Source organism: Butyricicoccus intestinisimiae (assembly GCF_018918345.1).
Taxonomy (GTDB): Bacteria; Bacillota; Clostridia; order Oscillospirales; family Butyricicoccaceae; genus Butyricicoccus_A; species Butyricicoccus_A intestinisimiae.
In genome coordinates, this window is sequence record NZ_JAHLQI010000011.1 from 21693 (window position 1) to 41429 (window position 19737).

General features: G+C 52.2%; 19 protein-coding genes. 13 read left to right on the forward strand and 6 right to left on the reverse strand.

Annotated elements, in window-relative coordinates; all coding sequences use genetic code 11:
* From KQI75_RS13150 to KQI75_RS13160, 3 genes are read right to left on the reverse strand one after another with little or no spacing between them, the layout of a single operon-like run.
* Positions 1 to 174, reverse strand: coding sequence for a DUF6472 family protein (locus KQI75_RS13150; RefSeq protein ID WP_216471293.1), 174 nt, complete (start codon positions 172 to 174; stop codon positions 1 to 3).
* A 14-nt stretch (positions 175 to 188) separates the two neighbouring features.
* A complete protein-coding gene (locus tag KQI75_RS13155; RefSeq protein ID WP_216471294.1) occupies positions 189 to 1226 on the reverse strand; it encodes a bifunctional glycosyltransferase family 2/GtrA family protein in 1038 nt (345 codons plus the stop codon).
* Positions 1227 to 1247: 21 nt separating this feature from the next.
* A complete protein-coding gene (locus KQI75_RS13160) occupies positions 1248 to 2210 on the reverse strand; it encodes an RluA family pseudouridine synthase (RefSeq protein ID WP_216471295.1) in 963 nt (320 codons plus the stop codon).
* A 316-nt stretch (positions 2211 to 2526) separates the two neighbouring features.
* On the opposite strand from KQI75_RS13160, the gene KQI75_RS13165 reads away from it, so the two are divergent.
* The 5 genes from KQI75_RS13165 (at position 2527) to KQI75_RS13185 (ending at position 6483) form a co-directional block, all read left to right on the forward strand.
* On the forward strand, positions 2527 to 3030 hold the full coding sequence (locus KQI75_RS13165; protein ID WP_216471296.1) for a YceD family protein: 504 nt from the start codon (positions 2527 to 2529) through the stop codon (positions 3028 to 3030).
* A gap of 59 nt (positions 3031 to 3089) precedes the next feature.
* Positions 3090 to 3272: a 50S ribosomal protein L32 gene (rpmF, locus tag KQI75_RS13170; protein ID WP_216471297.1), complete on the forward strand. Its 183-nt coding sequence runs from the start codon at positions 3090 to 3092 to the stop codon at positions 3270 to 3272.
* Positions 3273 to 3482: 210 nt separating this feature from the next.
* A complete protein-coding gene (der, locus tag KQI75_RS13175; RefSeq protein ID WP_216471298.1) occupies positions 3483 to 4811 on the forward strand; it encodes a ribosome biogenesis GTPase Der in 1329 nt (442 codons plus the stop codon).
* Between the two features lie 4 nt (positions 4812 to 4815).
* Complete coding sequence (gene plsY / locus KQI75_RS13180) at positions 4816 to 5439, forward strand: glycerol-3-phosphate 1-O-acyltransferase PlsY (RefSeq protein ID WP_216471299.1); 624 nt, start codon at positions 4816 to 4818, stop codon at positions 5437 to 5439.
* Between the two features lie 36 nt (positions 5440 to 5475).
* Positions 5476 to 6483: an NAD(P)H-dependent glycerol-3-phosphate dehydrogenase gene (locus KQI75_RS13185; RefSeq protein ID WP_216471300.1), complete on the forward strand. Its 1008-nt coding sequence runs from the start codon at positions 5476 to 5478 to the stop codon at positions 6481 to 6483.
* Positions 6484 to 6604: 121 nt separating this feature from the next.
* On the opposite strand, the gene rpmB is transcribed toward KQI75_RS13185, so the two are convergent.
* The gene (gene rpmB / locus KQI75_RS13190; protein WP_216471301.1) at positions 6605 to 6793 is read right to left on the reverse strand and encodes a 50S ribosomal protein L28; all 189 of its coding nucleotides are present in this window, start codon (positions 6791 to 6793) and stop codon (positions 6605 to 6607) included.
* A gap of 208 nt (positions 6794 to 7001) precedes the next feature.
* On the opposite strand from rpmB, the gene hprK reads away from it, so the two are divergent.
* Complete coding sequence (gene hprK, locus KQI75_RS13195; protein ID WP_216471302.1) at positions 7002 to 7946, forward strand: HPr(Ser) kinase/phosphatase; 945 nt, start codon at positions 7002 to 7004, stop codon at positions 7944 to 7946.
* A 90-nt stretch (positions 7947 to 8036) separates the two neighbouring features.
* Here the strand turns inward: hprK and KQI75_RS13200 are convergent, their stop codons facing one another.
* On the reverse strand, positions 8037 to 8744 hold the full coding sequence (locus KQI75_RS13200; protein ID WP_216471303.1) for a metallophosphoesterase: 708 nt from the start codon (positions 8742 to 8744) through the stop codon (positions 8037 to 8039).
* A gap of 205 nt (positions 8745 to 8949) precedes the next feature.
* Here KQI75_RS13200 and murB point away from each other — a divergent pair, with 205 nt between their 5' ends.
* The 7 genes from murB to ymfI all read left to right on the forward strand — a co-directional run bounded on the left by murB (position 8950) and on the right by ymfI (position 18295).
* Positions 8950 to 9858, forward strand: a complete 909-nt coding sequence (gene murB / locus KQI75_RS13205) for a UDP-N-acetylmuramate dehydrogenase (protein WP_216471304.1) — start codon at positions 8950 to 8952, stop codon at positions 9856 to 9858.
* 35 nt (positions 9859 to 9893) lie between these two features.
* Entirely contained in the window at positions 9894 to 10757 is an 864-nt protein-coding gene (rapZ, locus tag KQI75_RS13210; protein ID WP_216471305.1) for an RNase adapter RapZ, read from the forward strand.
* A gap of 3 nt (positions 10758 to 10760) precedes the next feature.
* Positions 10761 to 11894 (forward strand): gluconeogenesis factor YvcK family protein, encoded by a 1134-nt coding sequence (locus tag KQI75_RS13215; RefSeq protein WP_216471306.1) that lies wholly within the window; start codon positions 10761 to 10763, stop codon positions 11892 to 11894.
* 12 nt (positions 11895 to 11906) lie between these two features.
* On the forward strand, positions 11907 to 12821 hold the full coding sequence (gene whiA / locus KQI75_RS13220) for a DNA-binding protein WhiA (RefSeq protein WP_216471307.1): 915 nt from the start codon (positions 11907 to 11909) through the stop codon (positions 12819 to 12821).
* A complete protein-coding gene (locus KQI75_RS13225; protein ID WP_216471308.1) occupies positions 12818 to 16363 on the forward strand; it encodes a DNA polymerase III subunit alpha in 3546 nt (1181 codons plus the stop codon). Before whiA ends, KQI75_RS13225 begins: the two co-directional genes overlap by 4 nt.
* Positions 16364 to 16510: 147 nt before the next feature.
* The gene (gene pfkA / locus KQI75_RS13230) at positions 16511 to 17485 is read left to right on the forward strand and encodes a 6-phosphofructokinase (RefSeq protein WP_216471309.1); all 975 of its coding nucleotides are present in this window, start codon (positions 16511 to 16513) and stop codon (positions 17483 to 17485) included.
* 75 nt (positions 17486 to 17560) lie between these two features.
* Entirely contained in the window at positions 17561 to 18295 is a 735-nt protein-coding gene (gene ymfI, locus KQI75_RS13235; RefSeq protein WP_216471310.1) for an elongation factor P 5-aminopentanone reductase, read from the forward strand.
* Positions 18296 to 18351: 56 nt separating this feature from the next.
* On the opposite strand, the gene metA is transcribed toward ymfI, so the two are convergent.
* On the reverse strand, positions 18352 to 19275 hold the full coding sequence (metA, locus tag KQI75_RS13240) for a homoserine O-acetyltransferase MetA (protein WP_216471311.1): 924 nt from the start codon (positions 19273 to 19275) through the stop codon (positions 18352 to 18354).
* Between the last annotated feature and the right edge of the window lie 462 nt (positions 19276 to 19737).

Genomic DNA, 19737 nt, shown 5'->3' on the forward strand with positions numbered 1-19737 from the left:
TTAATTCTGATGGCGGACAATGCTGTATTCATCGCCGCTGCGGTAATACGGGCAGTTGTCAAACGTATCTTGAATAAACAAGCGCATTTCGTCCTCGTCCAAGTCCTGCTGACAGACGGAGTAGCCAAATTCTTCATCGTATTCAAAATACATGCAGTCATCGCATTTGCTCATGGTAAGTCATCTCCTTATTTGCGGAATACCCAGTTGTGCTGGATGAAATAGCTGATACAGAACAAAATGGTATCAACGAGAATTTTAATCAGCGTCAACGGGAGCGGCAGGAAGGACAGCAGCCAAACGGCACTGCCGCTCACCAACATTTGACACAAAAACAGAATCAGATACCGGATTCCCTGCGCGTGCCAAGAATCTCGGGTGCTGGAAAAGCTCCAATGCCGGTTGAGCAGGAAGTTGTATATGCCGGAACACACCCGTGCGCCAAAGGTTGCAGTTAAAATCGCCTGCGCCGTCCGAGACGGCAGCAAAAGCGCGAACAGAGAAAACAATAAAATGTCAATGAAAAAACTACTCAGAGAAACGATGGCAAAGCGCAGCGGCGCAGCATAAATGCGGGCGGAATCGCGTAGCGGGCGAAAATGAGAGACAGAATTGTTATCCTCATATACCGTCTCGATGGGAATGTATCGGAGCGGGATGTGCTGCTGCGCGGCGGAAAATAACAGGTTCATCTCGTACTCGTACCGGCTGCCGGAAACCGACAGAGCAAAATCAAACAGTGCGGCGGGAATGCCGCGCAGACCGGTCTGTGTGTCCGGACAGCTGACACCTGCAGAAAGACGGAAAAACAGCGAGGAGAAGCGATTTCCGAATCGGCTGCGAAATGGGACATGGCTGCCGGAAAAATCGCGTGTGCCGAGGATAAGGCCGCTTGCTGTCGTTTCCAGAGCGTGCGCCACGCGGAGAATATCGTTGACGCGATGCTGACCGTCGCCGTCTGCGGTGACAACGCCGGCAAGATTCGGAAAATGCTCGCGTGCGGCACGCAGTCCGGTGCGCAGTGCCTCGCCTTTTCCGCGATTGCGGTCGTGATGCACAACAATACAGCCAAGAGAAGCGCAGAGGTCAAAAATCGGCTGCGTGCGCGCAGCACTGCCGTCATCAATGACAACGAGCTGCGTCACGCCGCGCTGGCGCAGCGCAGAGACCAGCGTGCCAAGGCGCTCGTTCGGATCGAGAGAGGGAATGAGAACGGCGATATTCAATTCTCTCACCTCCTGTGCGGATTAGTCCTCAAACAACGAGACAAATTCTACGCGCGGCGCAGTGAATACCTTGTGGTTGAGATAGCCGAGCGAACCGGCATCTGTTGTGAAATCAAAGCGCAGCTTGTAGGAACAAAGTGCCTGCGACTTGCGGTGATATTTGCGGTTCATGTCATTTTTTCCGTATTTGCTGTCACCGAGCAGCGGATGCCCCATGTGGGAAAACTGCGCGCGCAGCTGATGGGTGCGGCCGGTAATCAAATCGCACTCGACCAGAGATAACTCCGGCGTTTCTTTTAATACGCGGTACTGGGTGATTGCCGTGCGTGCACCGGCAACCGGATGGTCGTGCACCGAAACGCGGTGTTCGCTCTCGTGGCGCAGAATATAGTTCTTGATGCGTCCGTCGCGCGGGCGGACGTGGCCGCAGGCAACACATAAATAGCTCTTGTGCAGCTCGCGGTCTCGAATTTTCTGATTCATGACGCGCAATGCTTCTGCGGTCTTGGCGGCAATCACAATGCCGGAGGTGCCGCGGTCAATGCGGTTGCACAGAGACGGCGTAAACGATGCCTCTTTGTTTGGGTCCCAGCGGCCGTACTGATATAAATATGCTTGGATGCGGGCGATGAGTGTATCGCTGGTGCCGCTGTCATCGGCGTGTACGACAAGTCCGGCAGGCTTGTTGACGAGAAGAATGTGCTGATCTTCGTAGATGACATCGATGTTCGGCTTGGCGTGCAGGTACGATTCCTCCTCGCTGTGCTTTTTCGGCTTTCCGAAAAACTCATCATTGATGTACAGCTGTAGAATATCGCCCTGCTGCAACCGATAGGCGAAGTCTGTGCGCTTGCCGTTGACTTTGATGCGCTTGATGCGGATGTACTTGTGCATCATGCCGCCGGGCAGCAGGGGGACGGCTTTTTCTAAAAATTTATTCAAGCGTTGGCCGCTGTCATTTTTGCTGATGGTGAACTGTTTCACGAAATTCCTCCTATTTTGTCGTTGCTTTTGCTTTTAGTTTAACCGTACCGGCGCGGAAAAGCAATGGTTTTTGTGCAATCTCCGCTGTTTCGTTGCAGGAAAGGCGGGATGGGACAGCGGATGTCTGTGCATGTTTGACAAAAAAACGAAATCTGCCGCTTTTTTGGGAAAAAATCGGCAGAATGGGCTGAAATTTTCTAAAATTTGTGCTATAATGAATAAACCTTTGGAAATGTGGGAAGAAAGCAGAGTTTTCTGTTGACAAACGCAGCTTCTATGAGGTATACTAATAATTGACCGTCAAGCGAGGAATGCTATGAAACTCGATTTGAAACGCATCTCGGTGACCGACGGAGCGGTAATCCCGTTCTCCTACGACGCCGACCTGACAAAAGAGGAAATGAACGGAGAATATCCGTTCCGTACACCGGTTCATATCGAAGGAGAGGTTCGGAATCATCTGGGCGTGCTCCGATTACAGGCATCAGCCAGCGCACTGTATGAAACGCAATGCGCCCGCTGTCTGACTCCCGTCAAAAAGGACGTTACGGCACAGTGCTCGTATGTTCTGGTACAGGAAGTACAGGAAGATGACCGCGACGATATGTACCTGATAGACGGGCAGAGCATTGAGCTGGACGACATTATCATTCCTGCACTGCTGCTCGAGGTCGACTTTGCATATTATTGCAAGCCGGACTGCAAGGGACTGTGTCCCAAATGCGGCAAGAACCTGAATGAAGGTCCGTGCGGTTGCAGCACAAGGGAAATCGACAGCCGGCTGGCTGTTCTTCAGAAGCTCCTGGATAAGGACGACTGAGGAATGTAACGATTCATCAAAAAAGAACTTTTAGGATAGACAGAGGAGGTGTTACCGAAATGGCAGTACCAAAGAGAAAGACTTCTAAGGCAAGACGTGATACCAGACGAAACAACGTATGGAAGCTGAGCGCGCCGGGACTGGTGAAGTGCCCGAAGTGCGGCGAGATGAAGCTCCCGCATCAGGTTTGTAAGGCTTGCGGCTCCTACAATGGCCGTGAGTACCTGAAGGTTTCCGAGTAATTTCGGAGCACCGATGCAGATGAAAGAAAGAATAGAGAAGGCGGCCGTAGCTTCCTTCTCTATTTTTTTGTCATGAGAGTTGACGGAACAGCGCAGAAATGCGATAATCGTATTAGAGAACCAATAAAAATCAACAGAATAAAGCATTCTGTGAAAAAGTCATATTCCGCGCGTCCGAGCGGCGTGCGGCAGACGGAAAGGAGTATTACAATGGCAAAACCAGTTGTAGCGATTGTCGGTCGTCCGAACGTCGGCAAGTCGCAGCTGTTTAATCGCTTTGCCGGTAAGCGCCTCTCGATTGTAGAGGACACGCCGGGTATCACCCGTGACCGGCTGTATGCGGACTCCGAATGGCGCGGCCGCGCCTTTCAGGTCATTGATACCGGCGGTATTGAGCCGAGCACGGACAGCGAAATTTTGAAGTTCATGCGCATCCAGGCGGAAGCGGCCATTCAGGCGGCAGATGTCATTATTTTGATGACGGATCTGCACAGCGGTGTGACCGCAACCGATGAGGAGGTAGCAGCGATGCTGCGCCGCTCGCGCAAGCCGGTTGTGCTCGCAGTCAATAAGTGCGATCGCCCGGGTGCAGAACCGCCGGAATTTTATGAATTTTACAATATGGGTCTGGGCGATCCGTTTGCGATCTCCGCCCTGCATGGCTACGGCACCGGTGACCTGCTGGATGCCTGCTATGAGTATTTCCCGGAGGAGGGCGAGGAGGAGCCAGACAGCGAGTACATCAAGGTTGCGCTGATCGGCAAGCCGAATGTCGGCAAATCCTCGCTCGTCAATCAGATTCTTGGCGAGGAGCGCGTGATTGTCAGCAATATTGCAGGTACGACCCGCGACAGCGTAGACTCAAAGTTTGAAAACAGCAAGGGCAAGTATATGCTCATCGACACGGCGGGCATCCGCAAGCGCTCAAGGGTAGATGAGCGCGTGGAGAAGTTTAGTGTCATGCGTTCGCTGATGGCGGTCGAGCGCGCAGATGTCTGCGTGATTATGATTGACGCCGTGGAAGGCGTGACCGAGCAGGACACCAAAATTGCCGGTGAGGCACACAATGCAGGCAAAGCATGCATCATTGTTGTCAATAAGTGGGATTTAATCGAGAAGGACGGCAAAACCATGGATCAGTATACCGAGCGCGTGCGCATCGGTCTGTCCTATATGCCGTATGCACCGGTTCTGTTCCTGTCTGCAAAGACGGGCGCGCGTGTGCACAAGCTGTTTGACTGCATCAACGATGTGTATGAACAGAACGGCAGACGTATTCCGACCGGTCAGCTCAACACGCTGCTCGCGGAGGCGACAGCGCGTGTACAGCCGCCGACGGACAAGGGACGCCGCCTGAAGATTTATTACATGACGCAGTCGGGTGTTCGTCCGCCTACGTTTGTCTGCTTCTGCAACGACGCGCAGCTGTTCCATTTTTCCTATCAGCGCTATCTGGAAAATCAGATCCGCGATGTGTATGGACTCAAGGGAACGCCGATTCGCATGATTGTGCGTGAGCGCGGCGGCAAGGAGGAATAACCGGGTGAGTACACCGATAATTATTCTGATCTTGATCGCAGTGGGATACCTGCTGGGCAGCATGAACTCGGCGCTCGTCGTGTCCAAGCTGCTGATGGGCTATGACATTCGCACCAAAGGCAGCGGCAATGCAGGTCTCACCAACTCTCTGCGCGTCATGGGCGCGAAACCGACGCTGTTTGTGCTCGTCGGAGACATTGCGAAAGGTGTCATTGCCTGTCTGATCGGCAGTCATCTGATGGGCGCGCTCGGCGTGCTCATCGCAGGTAGCGCGGCCATCGCCGGACATATGTTTCCGCTGTATTTTGGATTTAAGGGCGGAAAGGGCATTTTGGTCGGCGCGACGATGATTGCGGTGTTTGATTGGCGCGTATTCTGCGTGGCCATCGCTGCATTTATTGTTTTGGTTGCGATTACCAAGTGGGTGTCGCTCGGCTCGATTGTGGGAAGCTGTCTGGTGCCGGTTATGACCCTGTATTTCCATTGGGGAGAGGATATGCTGCTGCCGATGATGATAATTTTGGTTGCGATGGTCACGGCAGTTGTTTATATGCACCGGAGCAATATTGTCCGCATTGCACACGGAGAGGAAAATAAGTTTTCATTGCACAGCAAAAAGGAACACTGACTGCTGTACACAGATCATATCGAGGAGCATGAGATTATGAAAGTTTTTGTAGTCGGCTGCGGCGGATGGGGCATGGCTCTGTCGATTCTGCTGCATGAAAATGGGCATACGGTAACATCATGGACCTGTTTTGAAGAGGAGTGCAAGCTGCTGCGTGAACAGCGCGGCAATGAAAAGCTGCTTCCGGGCATCAAGCTGCCGGAAGAAATTGAAATCACGACTGATTTAAACGGTGCAGCGGCGGCAGATCTTGTGCTGATGGCGGTTCCGTCCTTTGCTGTGCATTCGACGGCGCAGCAGCTGTCGGGCGTTATTCAGGCAGGCATTCCGATTGTCAATGTCGGAAAGGGACTGGATCGGGACAATGGCTATTGCCGCTTCTCGGAGACCATCACACGGGCAACCAACGGAAAGAATCCGGTGGTTGCATTGACGGGCCCGACCCATGCGGAGGAAGTGTCGCGCGGGATTCTGACGTGCATTCTGGCGGCATCTGCATCGAGAGAGGCAGCTACGCTGGTGCAGCAGGCGTTTATGAATGACCGGTTCCGCGTGTATATCTCTCCGGATATTATCGGCGCGGAGCTGGGCGGATGCTTTAAGAATATCATCGCGCTGGCGGCAGGTATCTGTGACGGCGTCGGTTTGGGAGATAATTCCAAGGCGGCTCTCATGACGCGCGGATTGACGGAGATTGCGCGTCTGGGCACGGCGCTGGGCGGCAGAAGCGAGACGTTTGCCGGTCTGTCCGGTATGGGTGATCTGATTGTCACTTGTACGTCGATGCATTCGAGAAATCGCCGCGCCGGCATTAAGATTGGTCAGGGCATGGATGTGCAGCAGGCCATGAAGGAAATCGGCGCTGTCGTAGAAGGCTATTATGCGACGGAGGCAGGCTATATGCTCGCGCAGAAGGTAGGCATTGAAATGCCGATTACCACGGCGATGTATGAGCTGCTGTATGAAAACAAGCCGGTACAGGAGTGCATCAAGCACCTGATGAATCGTCCGCGCAAGAGCGAAATCGAAGAAATCTGGAAGTAAGCGAAAAAAGAAAACGGCGAGAATCGCGAAATGCGAGCCTCGCCGTTTTTTGTGTGCGAAAAATGAGCATGAAAAAAGCCCTCTATTTTCATAGAGAGCTTTATCAACCGTTTTATATCAATTAGATTGCACGAGTAACCTTGCCGGAGCGGAGGCACCGAGAGCAAACATTGATATGGCACGGAGTGCCAGCAACGACAGCCTTAACGCGACGAACGTTCGGCTTCCAAGTACGGTTGGAACGTCTGTGAGAATGGGAAACCTTGATACCGAAGGTTACGCCCTTGCCGCAAACTTCACACTTTGCCATCTTTCCTGCACCTCCTTATCTTTATCATTTGAGTAACGGATATTATAATAGCATACGTTTCGCAAAATTGCAAGGGTTATAGACAAAAAAATCCGGAGAGACAGAAAAAAGTCTGTGCTGGCTTGCATGTAATTGGTCAATCCGTTATAATAAAAGCAATATTGTTACTGTTCATACAGGAAAATCAAAAACAAGGGGGCTGCTAGTCATGCAACTGAAAGAATTCAGCGTTACGCTGGGGCAGTTAATCACAGAATTCCAGTTTGAATTGATTTATGGACCGGAAGGATTTGAAAAAATAGAAATCACAACCGATGATGTCAATCGTCCGGGTTTGCAGCTTGCCGGTTTCTTTGATTATTTTGAGCCGCAGCGCCTGCAGATTATGGGCAAAGCGGAAAATGCGTATGTAGAACAGTTTGACGAGGAAAAACGCACAGATATTTTTGAGAAGCTATGTGCAACCGGCATTCCGGCCGTCATTGTCACAAGAAACATTGAAGTATTTCCGGAGCTGATCGAAGCCGCGAAGAAGTATGATGTCGCCGTGCTCCGCACCAATGAATTTACGTCCTCCGTGACCAGTGCGCTGGTGGCATCGCTGAAGGTATCCCTTGCGCCGCGTATCACGCTGCACGGCGTATTGGTCGAGCTGTACGGCGAAGGCATCCTGATTTTGGGCGACAGCGGCGTCGGCAAGAGCGAGACCGCCATCGAGCTGGTCAAGCGCGGTCATCGTCTGATCGCCGATGATGCGGTTGAAATCAAGCGTGTATCCGACCGAACGCTGGTCGGCTGTGCGCCGGAGATTATCCGTCACTTTATCGAGCTGCGCGGCATTGGTATTGTCGATGTGCGCCGTATCTTTGGTATGGGCGCGATTAAAGAAACCGAACGTGTCGATATGATTATCAATCTGGAGCAGTGGGTAGAGGGCAAGATGTATGACCGCCTTGGCATGGACAACCAGTACACGGATATTTTGGGTCTGCGCATTCCGTCGCTGACGATTCCGGTGCGTCCGGGCCGAAATCTTGCGGTTATCATTGAAGTTGCTGCCATGAACCATCGTCATAAGTCGATGGGCTATAATGCGGCAAAGGAGCTCAATGAGCGCATGATGAAGTCTATGGGCATTCAGAACAACACTTGAGTGCATGAGAAGCAAATAAAAATCCGTTCGGCATAGGTGCTGTAAGCACCGCCGAACGGATTTTTCTGTTTTAGATATCAGACTTAGATATCAGACGTAAAATTCTTCAAAGTCATCCAGACGCAGACAGCCGACACGGCCGCCGATGTCCTTGTGTGCGGCGCCGCAGTCAATGTAAATAATGCCGCCGTCATCGAGAATATGACCGGCCTTGCCGCCGCGCAGCAGATAGGTCGGCGTGTGTCCGACGATTACCGTGCGGTCGGAGAAATACTCCATGCCGGGTGTCGGGTTTGCGTTGAGAAAATCTGCCGGAGAGTACTCATCCAATGGCTGCTCCGGATCAAATCCGGTAATGCCGCTGTGCGTTAGAACAAACGAAACGCCGTCCGCCTCAGCCTCCTCGTACAGCGTCATCTCGCCGATGTAGTCGAGGATGGCTTCTCTGTCTTCCTCATCCAATGCGAGGTACTGCATGAGGGTGCGCTGTCCGCCGTCCGCTGCCCACTTGGCAAGCTGCGCGCGGGCATCGTCGGTCAGATAATCCATGAAATTGTCCGCGGTTGCCTCCGGCGGGAGCGTCTGGACGCTGCGGACGAAGGACAATTCGTGATTGCCCAGTGTCGGAAATACATTCGGGCGCTCCATCATGTCGTGCAGCAGACCAATCGGATCCGGACCGAGATCAACGCAGTCTCCCAGAACAAACATGGTGTCCTGATCGGAAAAATGAATGGTGTCCAATAAAGTCTGCCAGTCCTCCAAACAACCGTGCAGATCGCTTACTGTATAAATCATAAACGAAAACCTCCGAAACATTGCAAAAAATTCAGGTGTGTTTCTATTGTATGCGACTGCGAACAGAAAAACAAGAGGCGGATTGGAAAATCTGAAAAAATGTGCGGTTTATGTTCCGATTTTGCGCTGTGCATGATATAATAAAAACGTATGAAAATCATGGAGAAATCATGTGTTTCGAGATTGAAGGAATGAAGTGTTTTTTATGATAGAAGAATTCAAGAAAAAACTCGAATGTCCGGCGGATGAGCTGGCATTCTATACCAAAGAGCCGATGAATCGACATACCTCGTTTCGCATCGGCGGACCGGCAGACCTGTTGGTTATGCCGAAAACCGAGCGTGCCGTCTGCTGCGCTGTAAAGGCGGCAAAGCAGGCGGGACTGCCGCTGACTGTTTTGGGAAACGGTTCCAATGTGCTGGTGCGCGATGAAGGCATTCGCGGCGTCGTGCTGTGCATTGGCACGGAATACGGCGCGGTACACGTGGAGGGAACCGCAATGCAGGCACAGACCGGCGCACTGCTGTCGGTGCTCGCCAATGAAGCGCTGAAAAACAGCCTGACTGGTTTGGAATTTGCGGGCGGTATCCCGGGCTCTCTGGGCGGTGCGCTGTTTATGGACGCCGGTGCGTACGGCGGACAGATGGCGGATGTCGTGGTGTCCTCGCGCTATTATGACGCAGAGACCGATACCATCGGCACGCTGACCGGAAAACAGCACGCCTTCGGCTACCGCACGAGTGCGTACAAAGACCATCCGCAGTGGGTGGCACTGTCCGCCGATATGCAGCTGAAAATTGGCGATCCGGCGGAAATCAAAGCGAAGATGGACGACTTTTCCCAGCGCAGACGCGATAAGCAGCCGCTCAATTATCCGAGTGCAGGCAGCACATTCAAGCGTCCGGAGGGATATTTTGCCGGCAAGCTGATTCAGGACGCCGGACTGATGGGATATACCGTCGGCGGAGCACAAGTGTCGGAAAAACATGCCGGCTTTGTCATCAATCGCGGCGGCGCGACCTGTGCGGACGTTCTCGCGCTGATTGACCATGTGCGAGAGGAAGTGCGGCGTCAGTTCGGCGTAGAACTGGAGCCGGAGGTCAGATTGCTGTAAAAAACGACAAATCAAGTAGAAAGGACTGCAAGAGCATGAATTTTTATATCATTTCCGGTATGTCCGGATCAGGAAAATCGAGAGCAATGGCAACTCTGGAAGATCTGGGTTATTACTGCGTGGACAATATGCCGGTAGCGCTGATTCCGGCGTTTGCCGAAATTTGTATGGCGGCGACCGGCGGAAAATATGAGCGCGTCGCGCTGGCTGTTGATGTGCGCGCCGGAAAGGATATTGCGCACTTGCAGGCCGCCTGCGATCAAATCAAGAACATCGGATGTGAATACAAGATTATCTATCTGGAAACCTCTACGCCGATTTTAATCAATCGGTACAAGGCGACGCGCCGCAAGCATCCGCTGATGGTGGACGGCGTGACGATGGTAGACGCCATTGAGCGCGAGAGGGAACTGCTGTCCTCTGTGCGGATGCGGGCGGACTTTGTTGTAGATACCACGCGCTTGGAGGTTTCTCAGCTGCGTGAGACCATTATTTCTCTGGTTACGGGGAGAAAAGAAGGCGGACTGCTGCGCGTCAACGTCGTTTCGTTCGGCTTTAAGTACGGCATTCCGGCGGATGCAGATTTGGTGTTTGATGTGCGGTTTTTACCGAATCCGTATTATGAAATCAGTCTGCGCGAAAAGAATGGTCAGGATCCCGGCGTCAGAAACTATGTATTCTGCGACGGCACGGCGGATCGCTATTTGGATTATCTGTTCCCGCTGCTTGATTTCTTGATTCCGCAGTATACCAAAGAGGGCAAAGCTGTGCTGACCATCGGCATCGGCTGCACCGGCGGACGCCATCGCTCGGTAGCCATTGCCGAGGCGGTCAATCAGCACCTGTTGGACAACAAGGTGATGACCACAGCAACCCACAGAGATAGTCAGAAGGGGTAAAAAATGGCAAGACCATTTTATCAAAAGCTGTATCTTCGCGCGCTGCGCACCGCGAGAAAATGCGGTCTGCGCAAGCGGCAAAATCAGCAGAGCGTTCGTTCCGCGCGCAGTTTGGGTCCGAGAATCGTCGTCATTGGCGGCGGCACAGGACTGTCCACGATGCTGCGCGGACTCAAAACATATACGGAAAATATCACAGCAATTGTATCGGTGTCTGACGACGGCGGCGGCAGCGGCGTGCTGCGCGAGGATCTGGGCATGCTGCCGCCGGGAGATATTCGCAACTGCATCACGGCGCTTGCCAATACCGAGCCGACCATGATGGAGCTGATGAACTATCGCTTTCCGGAGGGAATCAATAAGGGACAATCGTTTGGCAATCTGTTTCTCGCTGCTCTCAACGGCATCACCGGCTCGTTTGAAGAAGCGGTGACGCGCATGAACGAGGTACTTGCCGTCACAGGCAAGGTGCTTCCCGTGACCAATGCCAATGTGGATTTGGTGGCGGATTTCGAAAATGGCGCCAGCGTTGTGGGCGAGTCCAAGATTGCCGCGAAGAAAAAGCAGCAAAACTGCCGCATTCATCAGGTGCGGCTGGAACCGCAAAAGCCGAAGGCACTGCCGCATGCCATTGACGCGATTTTGTCGGCAGACATGATTATTCTCGGTCCGGGCAGCCTGTATACCAGCATCATTCCAAATTTGTTGGTGGATGGCATTGTGCAGGCGCTGGAAAAGAGCAAGGCGCCGAAAATTTATGTGCTCAATATCATGACGCAGGATGGAGAGACCGAAGGCTACACGGCGTTTGACCATCTGCATGCGCTGCTGCAGCACAGTGCGCCGCATTTGGTAGACGCGTGTATTTATAATACCGCACCAGTGCCGGACCCGATTCAGGCGCGGTATAAAACCGAGGATGCAGAGCCGGTGGAGATGGATATGCAGCGATTCCGCGAGGCGGGCGTGGAGATGTACGGATTTCCGCTCATCGCGGGCGGCAGCCAGCTGGCGCGGCATGATCCGGCTTTGCTGGCGCAGGCGGTTGTCAATGTATTTGGCCGCTGTTGTGTGCGCGAAGGCATTTACGGCGCCTATGACGTGCTGGCGCGGGAGACCGAACCGGGAAAGATTTAAGGAGGATTGCGCATGTCGTTTTCGGCGCAGACAAAAACAGAATTGTGCGCAATTCCGGTCAGTCGGGATTGCTGTGCGGTGGCGGAGGCCTATGGGCTGCTGCTGTTTGCGCACACGTTTTCGCATACGGAGATTGCCGTTGTGACGGCGAATGAAGCGCTGGCAAAGCGTGTGCCGCCGTTGCTCACGCGGGCGTTCAGCGCGTCCATCCAGTCACAGGAAAAAGGAGCAGGCGGGCGCGTGACGCTGAAAATTACCGAAGAAAAACAATTGAGACGGATTTTTTCCAAGCTCGGCTATGACTGGCAGTATCACATGACCTATCACCTCAATCGCAATATCATTGAGGATGATTGCTGCCGCGCTGCATTTTTGCGCGGCGTTTTTCTGGCGGCGGGAACGGTCGCAGGACCGGACAAGAAAATCCATCTGGAGTTGGCGACGTCGCACCATGCGCTGTGCCGCGAAGTGATGAGCTTGCTGCTGGATATGAATGTGAATCCCAAATTTGCCATGCGCAAGACGGTCTCGCTGCTGTATTGGAAGGATGAAGCGGGAGCGGAGGACTTTTTGACGCTGATTGGCGCACAGCACGCCGCCATGGAGCTGATGCAGGCAAAAGTGGAAAAACAACTGCGCAATAAAGTCAACCGCCGCGTCAATTGCGAAACGGCGAATCTAATCAAGGCATCCAATGCGGCGGCGGAGCAAATTGCCGTCATTCATCAGGCACTGAACAAGGGCGGATGGGAAATCTTTCCGGATGCCATGCATGCGACCATTCGCCTGCGGCTGGAGCATCCGGAAATGAGCCTGACGGAATTGGCCGCCCAATCACAGCCGCCGCTGTCCAAACCGGGCATGAGTCATCGCCTCAAACGCATTGTGGCGATGGCAAAGGCGGCAGTACAGGAGGAACACACATGAGCTTTGCACATTTACATGTACATACCGAATTCAGTCTGCTGGACGGCGCGTGCCGCATCGGCAATATGATGGAGCATGTGAAGGAGCTCGGACAGGACGCCATTGCCATTACCGATCACGGTGTGATGTATGGCGTCATTGATTTTTACCGCGCGGCAAAAGCGGCAGGCATCAAGCCGGTGATCGGCTGTGAGGTGTATGTGGCGCGTCGGACGCGGTTTGACAAAGATCACACGCTGGACAGCAATCCCTATCACTTGATTTTGCTGTGCAAAAACGAAGAAGGCTATCGCAATCTCATTCACATGGTCAGCTTGTCTTTTGCAGAGGGCTTTTATAACAAACCGCGCATTGATTGGCAGCTGCTTGAACAGTATCATGAAGGTTTGATTGCCATGTCCGCCTGCTTGGCAGGTGAAGTGGCTTCCAAGATTTTGCAGCAAAACTATGAAGGGGCAAAGCAGACGGCTTTGGCATACCGTGCGCTGTTTGGTGAGGATTATTATCTGGAAATTCAGGATCATCATCTGACAGAGGATGATGATGTGTGCCGCGGCGTCATGCGCATTGCGGAGGAGACCGGCATCCCGCTTGTAGCGACCAACGATGCGCACTATACGCGCAAAGAGGACGCACATATGCAGGATGTCCTCATGTGCATTCAGACCGGAAAAACCGTCGATGATATTGATCGCATGCGGTTTGAAACCGAGGAGTTTTATCTAAAATCCGAGGAGGAAATGGCGGCGCTGTTTCCAAAGCATCCCGAAGCGATTTCCAACACGATGGAAATTGTGGACAAGTGCAATCTGGATTTTACGTTCGGACAATATCACTTGCCGTCATTTGACGTGCCGGAGGGATACACCGCGGAGGAATATCTGCACAAGCTGTGCATGGAAGGCTTTGACCGCCGCTATGATCCAAATGACACGGAAAAGCGCGAGCGTTTGCAGTATGAGCTGGATATGATTCAGCGCATGGGCTTTGTCGATTATTTCTTGATTGTATGGGATTTTATTCACTATGCCAAGACACATGGCATTCCGGTCGGTCCGGGCAGAGGCTCGGCGGCAGGCTCTATGGTTGCCTACTGTTTGGATATTACCACGCTTGACCCGATTCAGTATTCGCTGTATTTTGAACGCTTCTTGAATCCGGAACGCGTCAGCATGCCGGATATCGACGTGGATTTTTGCTATGAACGCCGGCAGGAAGTGATTGATTACGTGACGCGCAAGTATGGCGCGGATCATGTCGCACAGATTGTGACGTTCGGCACGATGGCGGCGCGCAACGCGATTCGAGATGTCGGCCGCGCCCTCAATATCCCGTATGGTGACGTCGATGTGGTGGCAAAACTGATTCCGACCGAGCTGCATATTACCATTGACAAGGCTCTCGCGGCGTCCGAACAGCTGCGGCAGATGTATGAGAGCAATGAAACCATTCATAAGCTCATCGACACGGCACGCAGTTTGGAGGGAATGCCGCGTCACGCGTCCACGCACGCGGCCGGCGTTGTCATCACGAATGAACCGGTCGATCATTATGTGCCGCTCGCCGCCAATGACGGCAATATGGTCACGCAGTTCATCATGACGACGCTGGAAGAGCTGGGCTTGCTCAAGATGGACTTTTTGGGTCTGCGAAATCTCACCGTGCTGTCTGATGCGGAAAAGATGGTGCAGCGCGAGCATCCGGATTTTCATCTGGACGATATTTCTCTGAATGACGATGCGACGTATGCCATGCTGGCACAGGGCAAGACCGCCGGTGTGTTTCAGCTTGAAAGTGCGGGCATTACCAATGTTGTGACCGGACTCAAGCCGCATTCCATTGAAGATATTACCGCAGTTGTGGCGCTGTACCGCCCGGGTCCGATGCAGTCGATTCCGCGCTATATTGCGTGCAAGCATGACCCGTCACAGGTAAAATACAAGCATCCGTTGTTAAAAGATATTCTGGATGTCACGTATGGCTGTATGGTCTATCAGGAACAGGTTATGGAAGTTTTCCGCGTGCTGGCGGGATATTCGCTTGGCAAGGCGGATATGGTGCGCCGCGCGATGTCCAAGAAAAAGATGAAGGAGCTGGCAAAAGAACGCACCAACTTCATCTACGGCAACGAGGAATTGGGCATTGACGGCGCCATCAAGCGCGGCGTTGAGGAACAGACGGCGGAGTCTATTTTTGATGAGATTATGGACTTTGCCAATTATGCGTTTAATAAAGCACATGCTGTTTGCTATGCGGTGGTATCGTATCAGACGGCGTATATGAAATGCCATTATCCGCAGGAATATATGGCGGCCCTGCTGACCAGCGTGCTGGACGCATCGCCAAAGGTGTCGGAGTATATCGGTGCGGCGCGCGGTATGGGAATCCGTGTGCTGCCGCCGGATGTCAATACGTCCTGTGAGGGCTTCACGGTTTCCGATGGCAATATCCGGTTTGGTTTGGCGGCAATTCGCAATGTCGGACGCGGATTCCTCAAAGAGATGGAGGAAGAACGCGCGCACAACGGTGCGTTTGCATCGTTTGAGGATTTTTGCGACCGCATGTATCCAAAGGAACTCAATCGCCGTGCGCTGGAAGGATTGGTGAAATCCGGTGCATTTGATTCGCTGGGATACCGCAGAAGCCAGCTGCTGCAGATATATGACGCGGTGCTCAACGATGTTGCCAGCGCGACAAAGAAAAATATTGCCGGACAAATAGATTTGTTTGGCCTGGGCGAAGAGGAGAAAAAAGAGAACATTCATATCCCGAACGTGCCGGAGCTGCCCAAGCGGGACTTGCTCTCGATGGAGAAAGAAACCACGGGACTGTATCTGTCCGGTCATCCGCTGGATGATTACAGAGATCTCATTGCAAGGGCGGATTGCGCAACGGTTCGTGCGATTACAGAAGATTTGTCGAGCGATCGGCAGCGTGTCGAACCGCCCAAGTATCGCGATGGGATGCACGTGGTTCTCGCGGCAGTTATCACAGCGGTGCGCATGAAAACAACCAAAAACAACAGCATGATGGCGTATGTCACAGCGGAAGATTTGACGGGCTCTGTAGAGTTGATTGCGTTTTCTTCTGTGCTCCAGCAGGCGGGCGATTGGCTGCGTGAAGATAAAGCAGTGTGGATTGCCGGACGCATTGATGCGCGAGAGGATGAAGCACCGAAGATCTTGCCGTCTGCGGTGTACCCGCTGGAAGAGCAGTATTTGGAGCGTGCGCGGGAAGCCTTGCAGGAACGTGGCTCTTCCAGACGCAGAGAAGCTCCGAGGCAGGCACCACGGCAGGGAAGTGCAGCGCCCGGCAGCTGTCGGCATAAATTATATCTGCGCATCAGCAGCATGGATGACCCGAAATTGCCGGAAGTCAAGGCTTTGCTCGGTCAATATCGCGGCGATTTGCCGGTGTATTTGTTCTGTGCGGATACGCGAAAGACGCTGCGAGCAGCCCCATCCATGTGGGTGTACAACAATTTACTTTTCCTAGACAAATTAAGGTTTATTCTTGGTGAAGAAAATGTTATAATGAAGTGAAGATCCGATGGAGAATGGGAAACATCCGGATCTGTGAAATGGAAACATACATGCATACATCATTTCATTTTATCAAGCTGAAAAACTCTTTGCGCTGAAATACGGGAAGGCATTCGGGGCAAAGAGCAGGATCGGAGGAAACACATCATGGCAAAGCAGATCAAAAGAATTGGCGTTCTGACGAGTGGCGGCGACGCACCGGGCATGAATGCAGTTGTCCGTGCGGTTGTTCGTACGACGGCAGCGTATGGCATTTCCTGCCTCGGCATTCGCCGCGGATACCGAGGACTGATTAACGGCGACATTGTTGAGTTGGGTGCGCGAAGCGTTGACGGCATCATCTCGAAGGGCGGTACCATGCTGTATACCGCACGTTGTCTGGAAATGCTGACGGAAGAAGGCCTGCAGCAGGCTGCAGACAATGCGCAGTACATGGGACTGGACGGTCTGATTGTATGCGGCGGTGACGGCAGCTTCCGCGGTGCACAGGCACTGTCCCGCAAGGGCATTCCGGCGATTGGCGTGCCGGGCACCATTGATAACGATATTGTATGCTCGGATTATACCATTGGCTTTGATTCTGCCTGCAATACAGCCATTCAGGCAGTGGATAAGCTGCGCGATACCATGCAGTCTCATGAACGCTGTTCTGTTGTAGAAGTAATGGGACGCCGTGCAGGTCATCTGGCGCTGGATGTCGGTGTTGCCTGCGGTGCAACAGCCATTTTGCTGCCGGAGCGCGAGCTGGACTTTGAGGAATCTATTGTCAAGAAGATGCGTGCCAATCGTATTCGCGGCAGAAAGCATCATATTATCATTGTGGCAGAGGGTGTCGGCAATGCACAGGACGTTGCGGATAGAATTCACACGGCAACCGGCATTGACGCGCGTGTGACCATTCTGGGTCATGTACAGCGCGGCGGCTCTCCAACGGTTCGCGACCGCGTTATGGCGAGCCGCATGGGATATCATGCTGTCAAGATTCTTGTGGAAGGAAAGTCCAACCGCGTTGTTTGCGCACGCAACAATGAAATTACAGATTATGACATTGAGGAAGGTCTGAACATGAGCAAGGATCTGAATCAGGAGCTGTATGAGGTTGCACAGACGATTTCGATCTGAGTTTTTCCGTACATAGATACCATCGAAGAGGGACGGATTCTCCGCCCCTCTTTTTGTTTGAGAAAGGGATACAACATGCAAAAATCAGTGATTATTACCGGCGCAACGCGCGGCATTGGACGCGCGTGTGCGCTGAAATTTGCGCAGATGGGCTGGTGCGTAACCGGCAGCTATGCAAAATCGCAGCAGGCAGCACAGCAATTGGAACAGGAAATCGCGAATATGGGAGGTTCCTGCCAGTGTATTCCGGCGGATTTGCGCGATTCCGATGCGGTACAGCGCATGGTTAAGCTGGCGCAGATGGCATATGGCACACCGGATGCCGTTGTGTGCAACGCGGGCATTGCGCAGCAAAAGCTGTTTTCGGATATTACAGAGCGCGATTGGGACGATATGTTTGACGTAAATACCAAGGGGGTATATCGTGTTGTGCACGCCGCCTTGCCGATGCTGCTGTCGCAGCAGAAAGGAAGCATTGTCACAGTATCTTCGATTTGGGGACAAACGGGCGGCTCGTGTGAAGTACATTATTCGGCATCCAAAGCGGCGGTGATTGGCATGACAAAAGCACTTGCCAAGGAGCTCGGATTGTCCGGCGTCCGCGTCAACTGTGTGGCGCCGGGTGTCATTGATACTGATATGAACCGCATGCACGGCGAAGAAGTGATGCAGGAGCTTGCAGAGGAAACCCCGCTCGGAAAAAATGGCGCGCCGGAAGATGTCGCAGAAGCAATTTATTGGCTGGCATCGGAACAGTCACGATTCGTGACGGGACAAGTACTGGGAGTCAACGGCGGATTTTATATCTGAGCAAACAAAAAACGCTGAGAAGCCGTTGCCTTCTCAGCGTTTTTTTGCATATAAACTTAGATTAACGAGTTCAACTCGTATGGGGTCGACTGGTACACATAGTAATTCAGCCAGTTTGTAAACAGCAGTGTGGAGTGCGAACGCCACGACAGACGTGGCTCGTTGTGCGGATCGTCTCCGTCAAAGTAATTTTCCGGAATGTCAGGATGAATACCCTTGTGCAAATCGCGGAAATATTCCTTTGCCAACGTCTCCTTGTCGTATTCACTGTGGCCGGTGACAAATAATTGACGGCCGTTTTTTGCAGCAATCAGATACGGACCGGCTTCATAAGACTCTGCGAGCAAAATCAAATTGTGGTTGCACAAAATATCTTCCGAAAGAACCGTGGTGTAGCGGGAATGCGGTGCTTTGAATACATCGTCAAAGCCGCGCAGCAAGCTTTCGTTGGTGCGGTTCGGCATAATGTGATGCTTGTAGATACCGGCAAGCTTTTTCGGAAGCAGATGCTTTTGAATACCATAATGATAATATAAGCCGGCTTGTGCGCCCCAACAAATATGCAGTGTAGAATGTACATGGGTTTTTGTCCATTCCATAATCTCAACCAGCTCCGGCCAGTAATCGACTTCTTCAAAATCCATTTTTTCGACTGGAGCACCGGTGATGATAAAGCCGTCATAATACTGGTCTTTAATATCATCAAAGGTCTGGTAAAATTTGAGCAGATGATCTTCCGGTGTGTTCGTCGATTTATGGGTTGCTGTCTGAATCAAGTCGATCTCAATCTGGATCGGCGTGTTGGAAAGACAGCGGAGAATCTGTGTTTCCGTAACGATTTTGGTCGGCATGAGATTGAGGATCGCAATGCGGAGCGGGCGGATATGCTGGGTGGTCGCGCGATGGTGCGTCATGACAAAGATGTTTTCGCTTTCCAGCACCGCGCAGGCAGGTAAACTGTTTTCTACGATAATAGGCATAGAAATCCTCCTTTTGCAGTCTAGTTTTGAACCACATTATAGCACAAGGAAGTGCACAGGTCAAAATATTTTAGAAAATTGGAAAAAAGTGTTGACAGATGCGGAATGGCATGGTATTATATTCAGGCACTCGATGAGAGCGCGAACGTCAAATGAATGAAAAGCAATGATCGGAAGAAAAAAGTGCTTGACAGGATGGCGAAAACGTGCTAAACTGATTGAGTTGCAGCCGAGAAATCGGTTGAAACACATCGAAATATGTTTGAAAAAAGAAATGAAAAAAGTTCTTGACAAACCTCTGAAAATGATGTAAAATAAACAAGCTGCTCGATTGAGTGGCAAAAAACATTGTACCTTGTAAATTAAACAACGTAACTTGAACGAATTACAAACCTGAAATTCTTTTGAAGTTTATACTCAGAAAGAGAACCGGGCGCTGTAAAACCGGTATAGAAATAACAG

What these genes read in the sequence shown, in the direction of transcription:
- murB (WP_216471304.1), top strand. Translation starts at nt 8,950, where the DNA reads ATGATAGAAGAATTCAAGAAAAAACTCGAATGTCCGGCGGATGAGCTG.
- KQI75_RS13165 (WP_216471296.1), top strand. Translation starts at nt 2,527, where the DNA reads ATGAAACTCGATTTGAAACGCATCTCGGTGACCGACGGAGCGGTAATC.
- pfkA (WP_216471309.1), top strand. Translation starts at nt 16,511, where the DNA reads ATGGCAAAGCAGATCAAAAGAATTGGCGTTCTGACGAGTGGCGGCGAC.
- der (WP_216471298.1), top strand. Translation starts at nt 3,483, where the DNA reads ATGGCAAAACCAGTTGTAGCGATTGTCGGTCGTCCGAACGTCGGCAAG.
- hprK (WP_216471302.1), top strand. Translation starts at nt 7,002, where the DNA reads ATGCAACTGAAAGAATTCAGCGTTACGCTGGGGCAGTTAATCACAGAA.
- metA (WP_216471311.1), bottom strand. Translation starts at nt 19,275, where the DNA reads ATGCCTATTATCGTAGAAAACAGTTTACCTGCCTGCGCGGTGCTGGAA.
- whiA (WP_216471307.1), top strand. Translation starts at nt 11,907, where the DNA reads ATGTCGTTTTCGGCGCAGACAAAAACAGAATTGTGCGCAATTCCGGTC.
- KQI75_RS13215 (WP_216471306.1), top strand. Translation starts at nt 10,761, where the DNA reads ATGGCAAGACCATTTTATCAAAAGCTGTATCTTCGCGCGCTGCGCACC.
- KQI75_RS13185 (WP_216471300.1), top strand. Translation starts at nt 5,476, where the DNA reads ATGAAAGTTTTTGTAGTCGGCTGCGGCGGATGGGGCATGGCTCTGTCG.
- rapZ (WP_216471305.1), top strand. Translation starts at nt 9,894, where the DNA reads ATGAATTTTTATATCATTTCCGGTATGTCCGGATCAGGAAAATCGAGA.
- KQI75_RS13200 (WP_216471303.1), bottom strand. Translation starts at nt 8,744, where the DNA reads ATGATTTATACAGTAAGCGATCTGCACGGTTGTTTGGAGGACTGGCAG.
- KQI75_RS13150 (WP_216471293.1), bottom strand. Translation starts at nt 174, where the DNA reads ATGAGCAAATGCGATGACTGCATGTATTTTGAATACGATGAAGAATTT.
- rpmF (WP_216471297.1), top strand. Translation starts at nt 3,090, where the DNA reads ATGGCAGTACCAAAGAGAAAGACTTCTAAGGCAAGACGTGATACCAGA.
- ymfI (WP_216471310.1), top strand. Translation starts at nt 17,561, where the DNA reads ATGCAAAAATCAGTGATTATTACCGGCGCAACGCGCGGCATTGGACGC.
- KQI75_RS13225 (WP_216471308.1), top strand. Translation starts at nt 12,818, where the DNA reads ATGAGCTTTGCACATTTACATGTACATACCGAATTCAGTCTGCTGGAC.
- rpmB (WP_216471301.1), bottom strand. Translation starts at nt 6,793, where the DNA reads ATGGCAAAGTGTGAAGTTTGCGGCAAGGGCGTAACCTTCGGTATCAAG.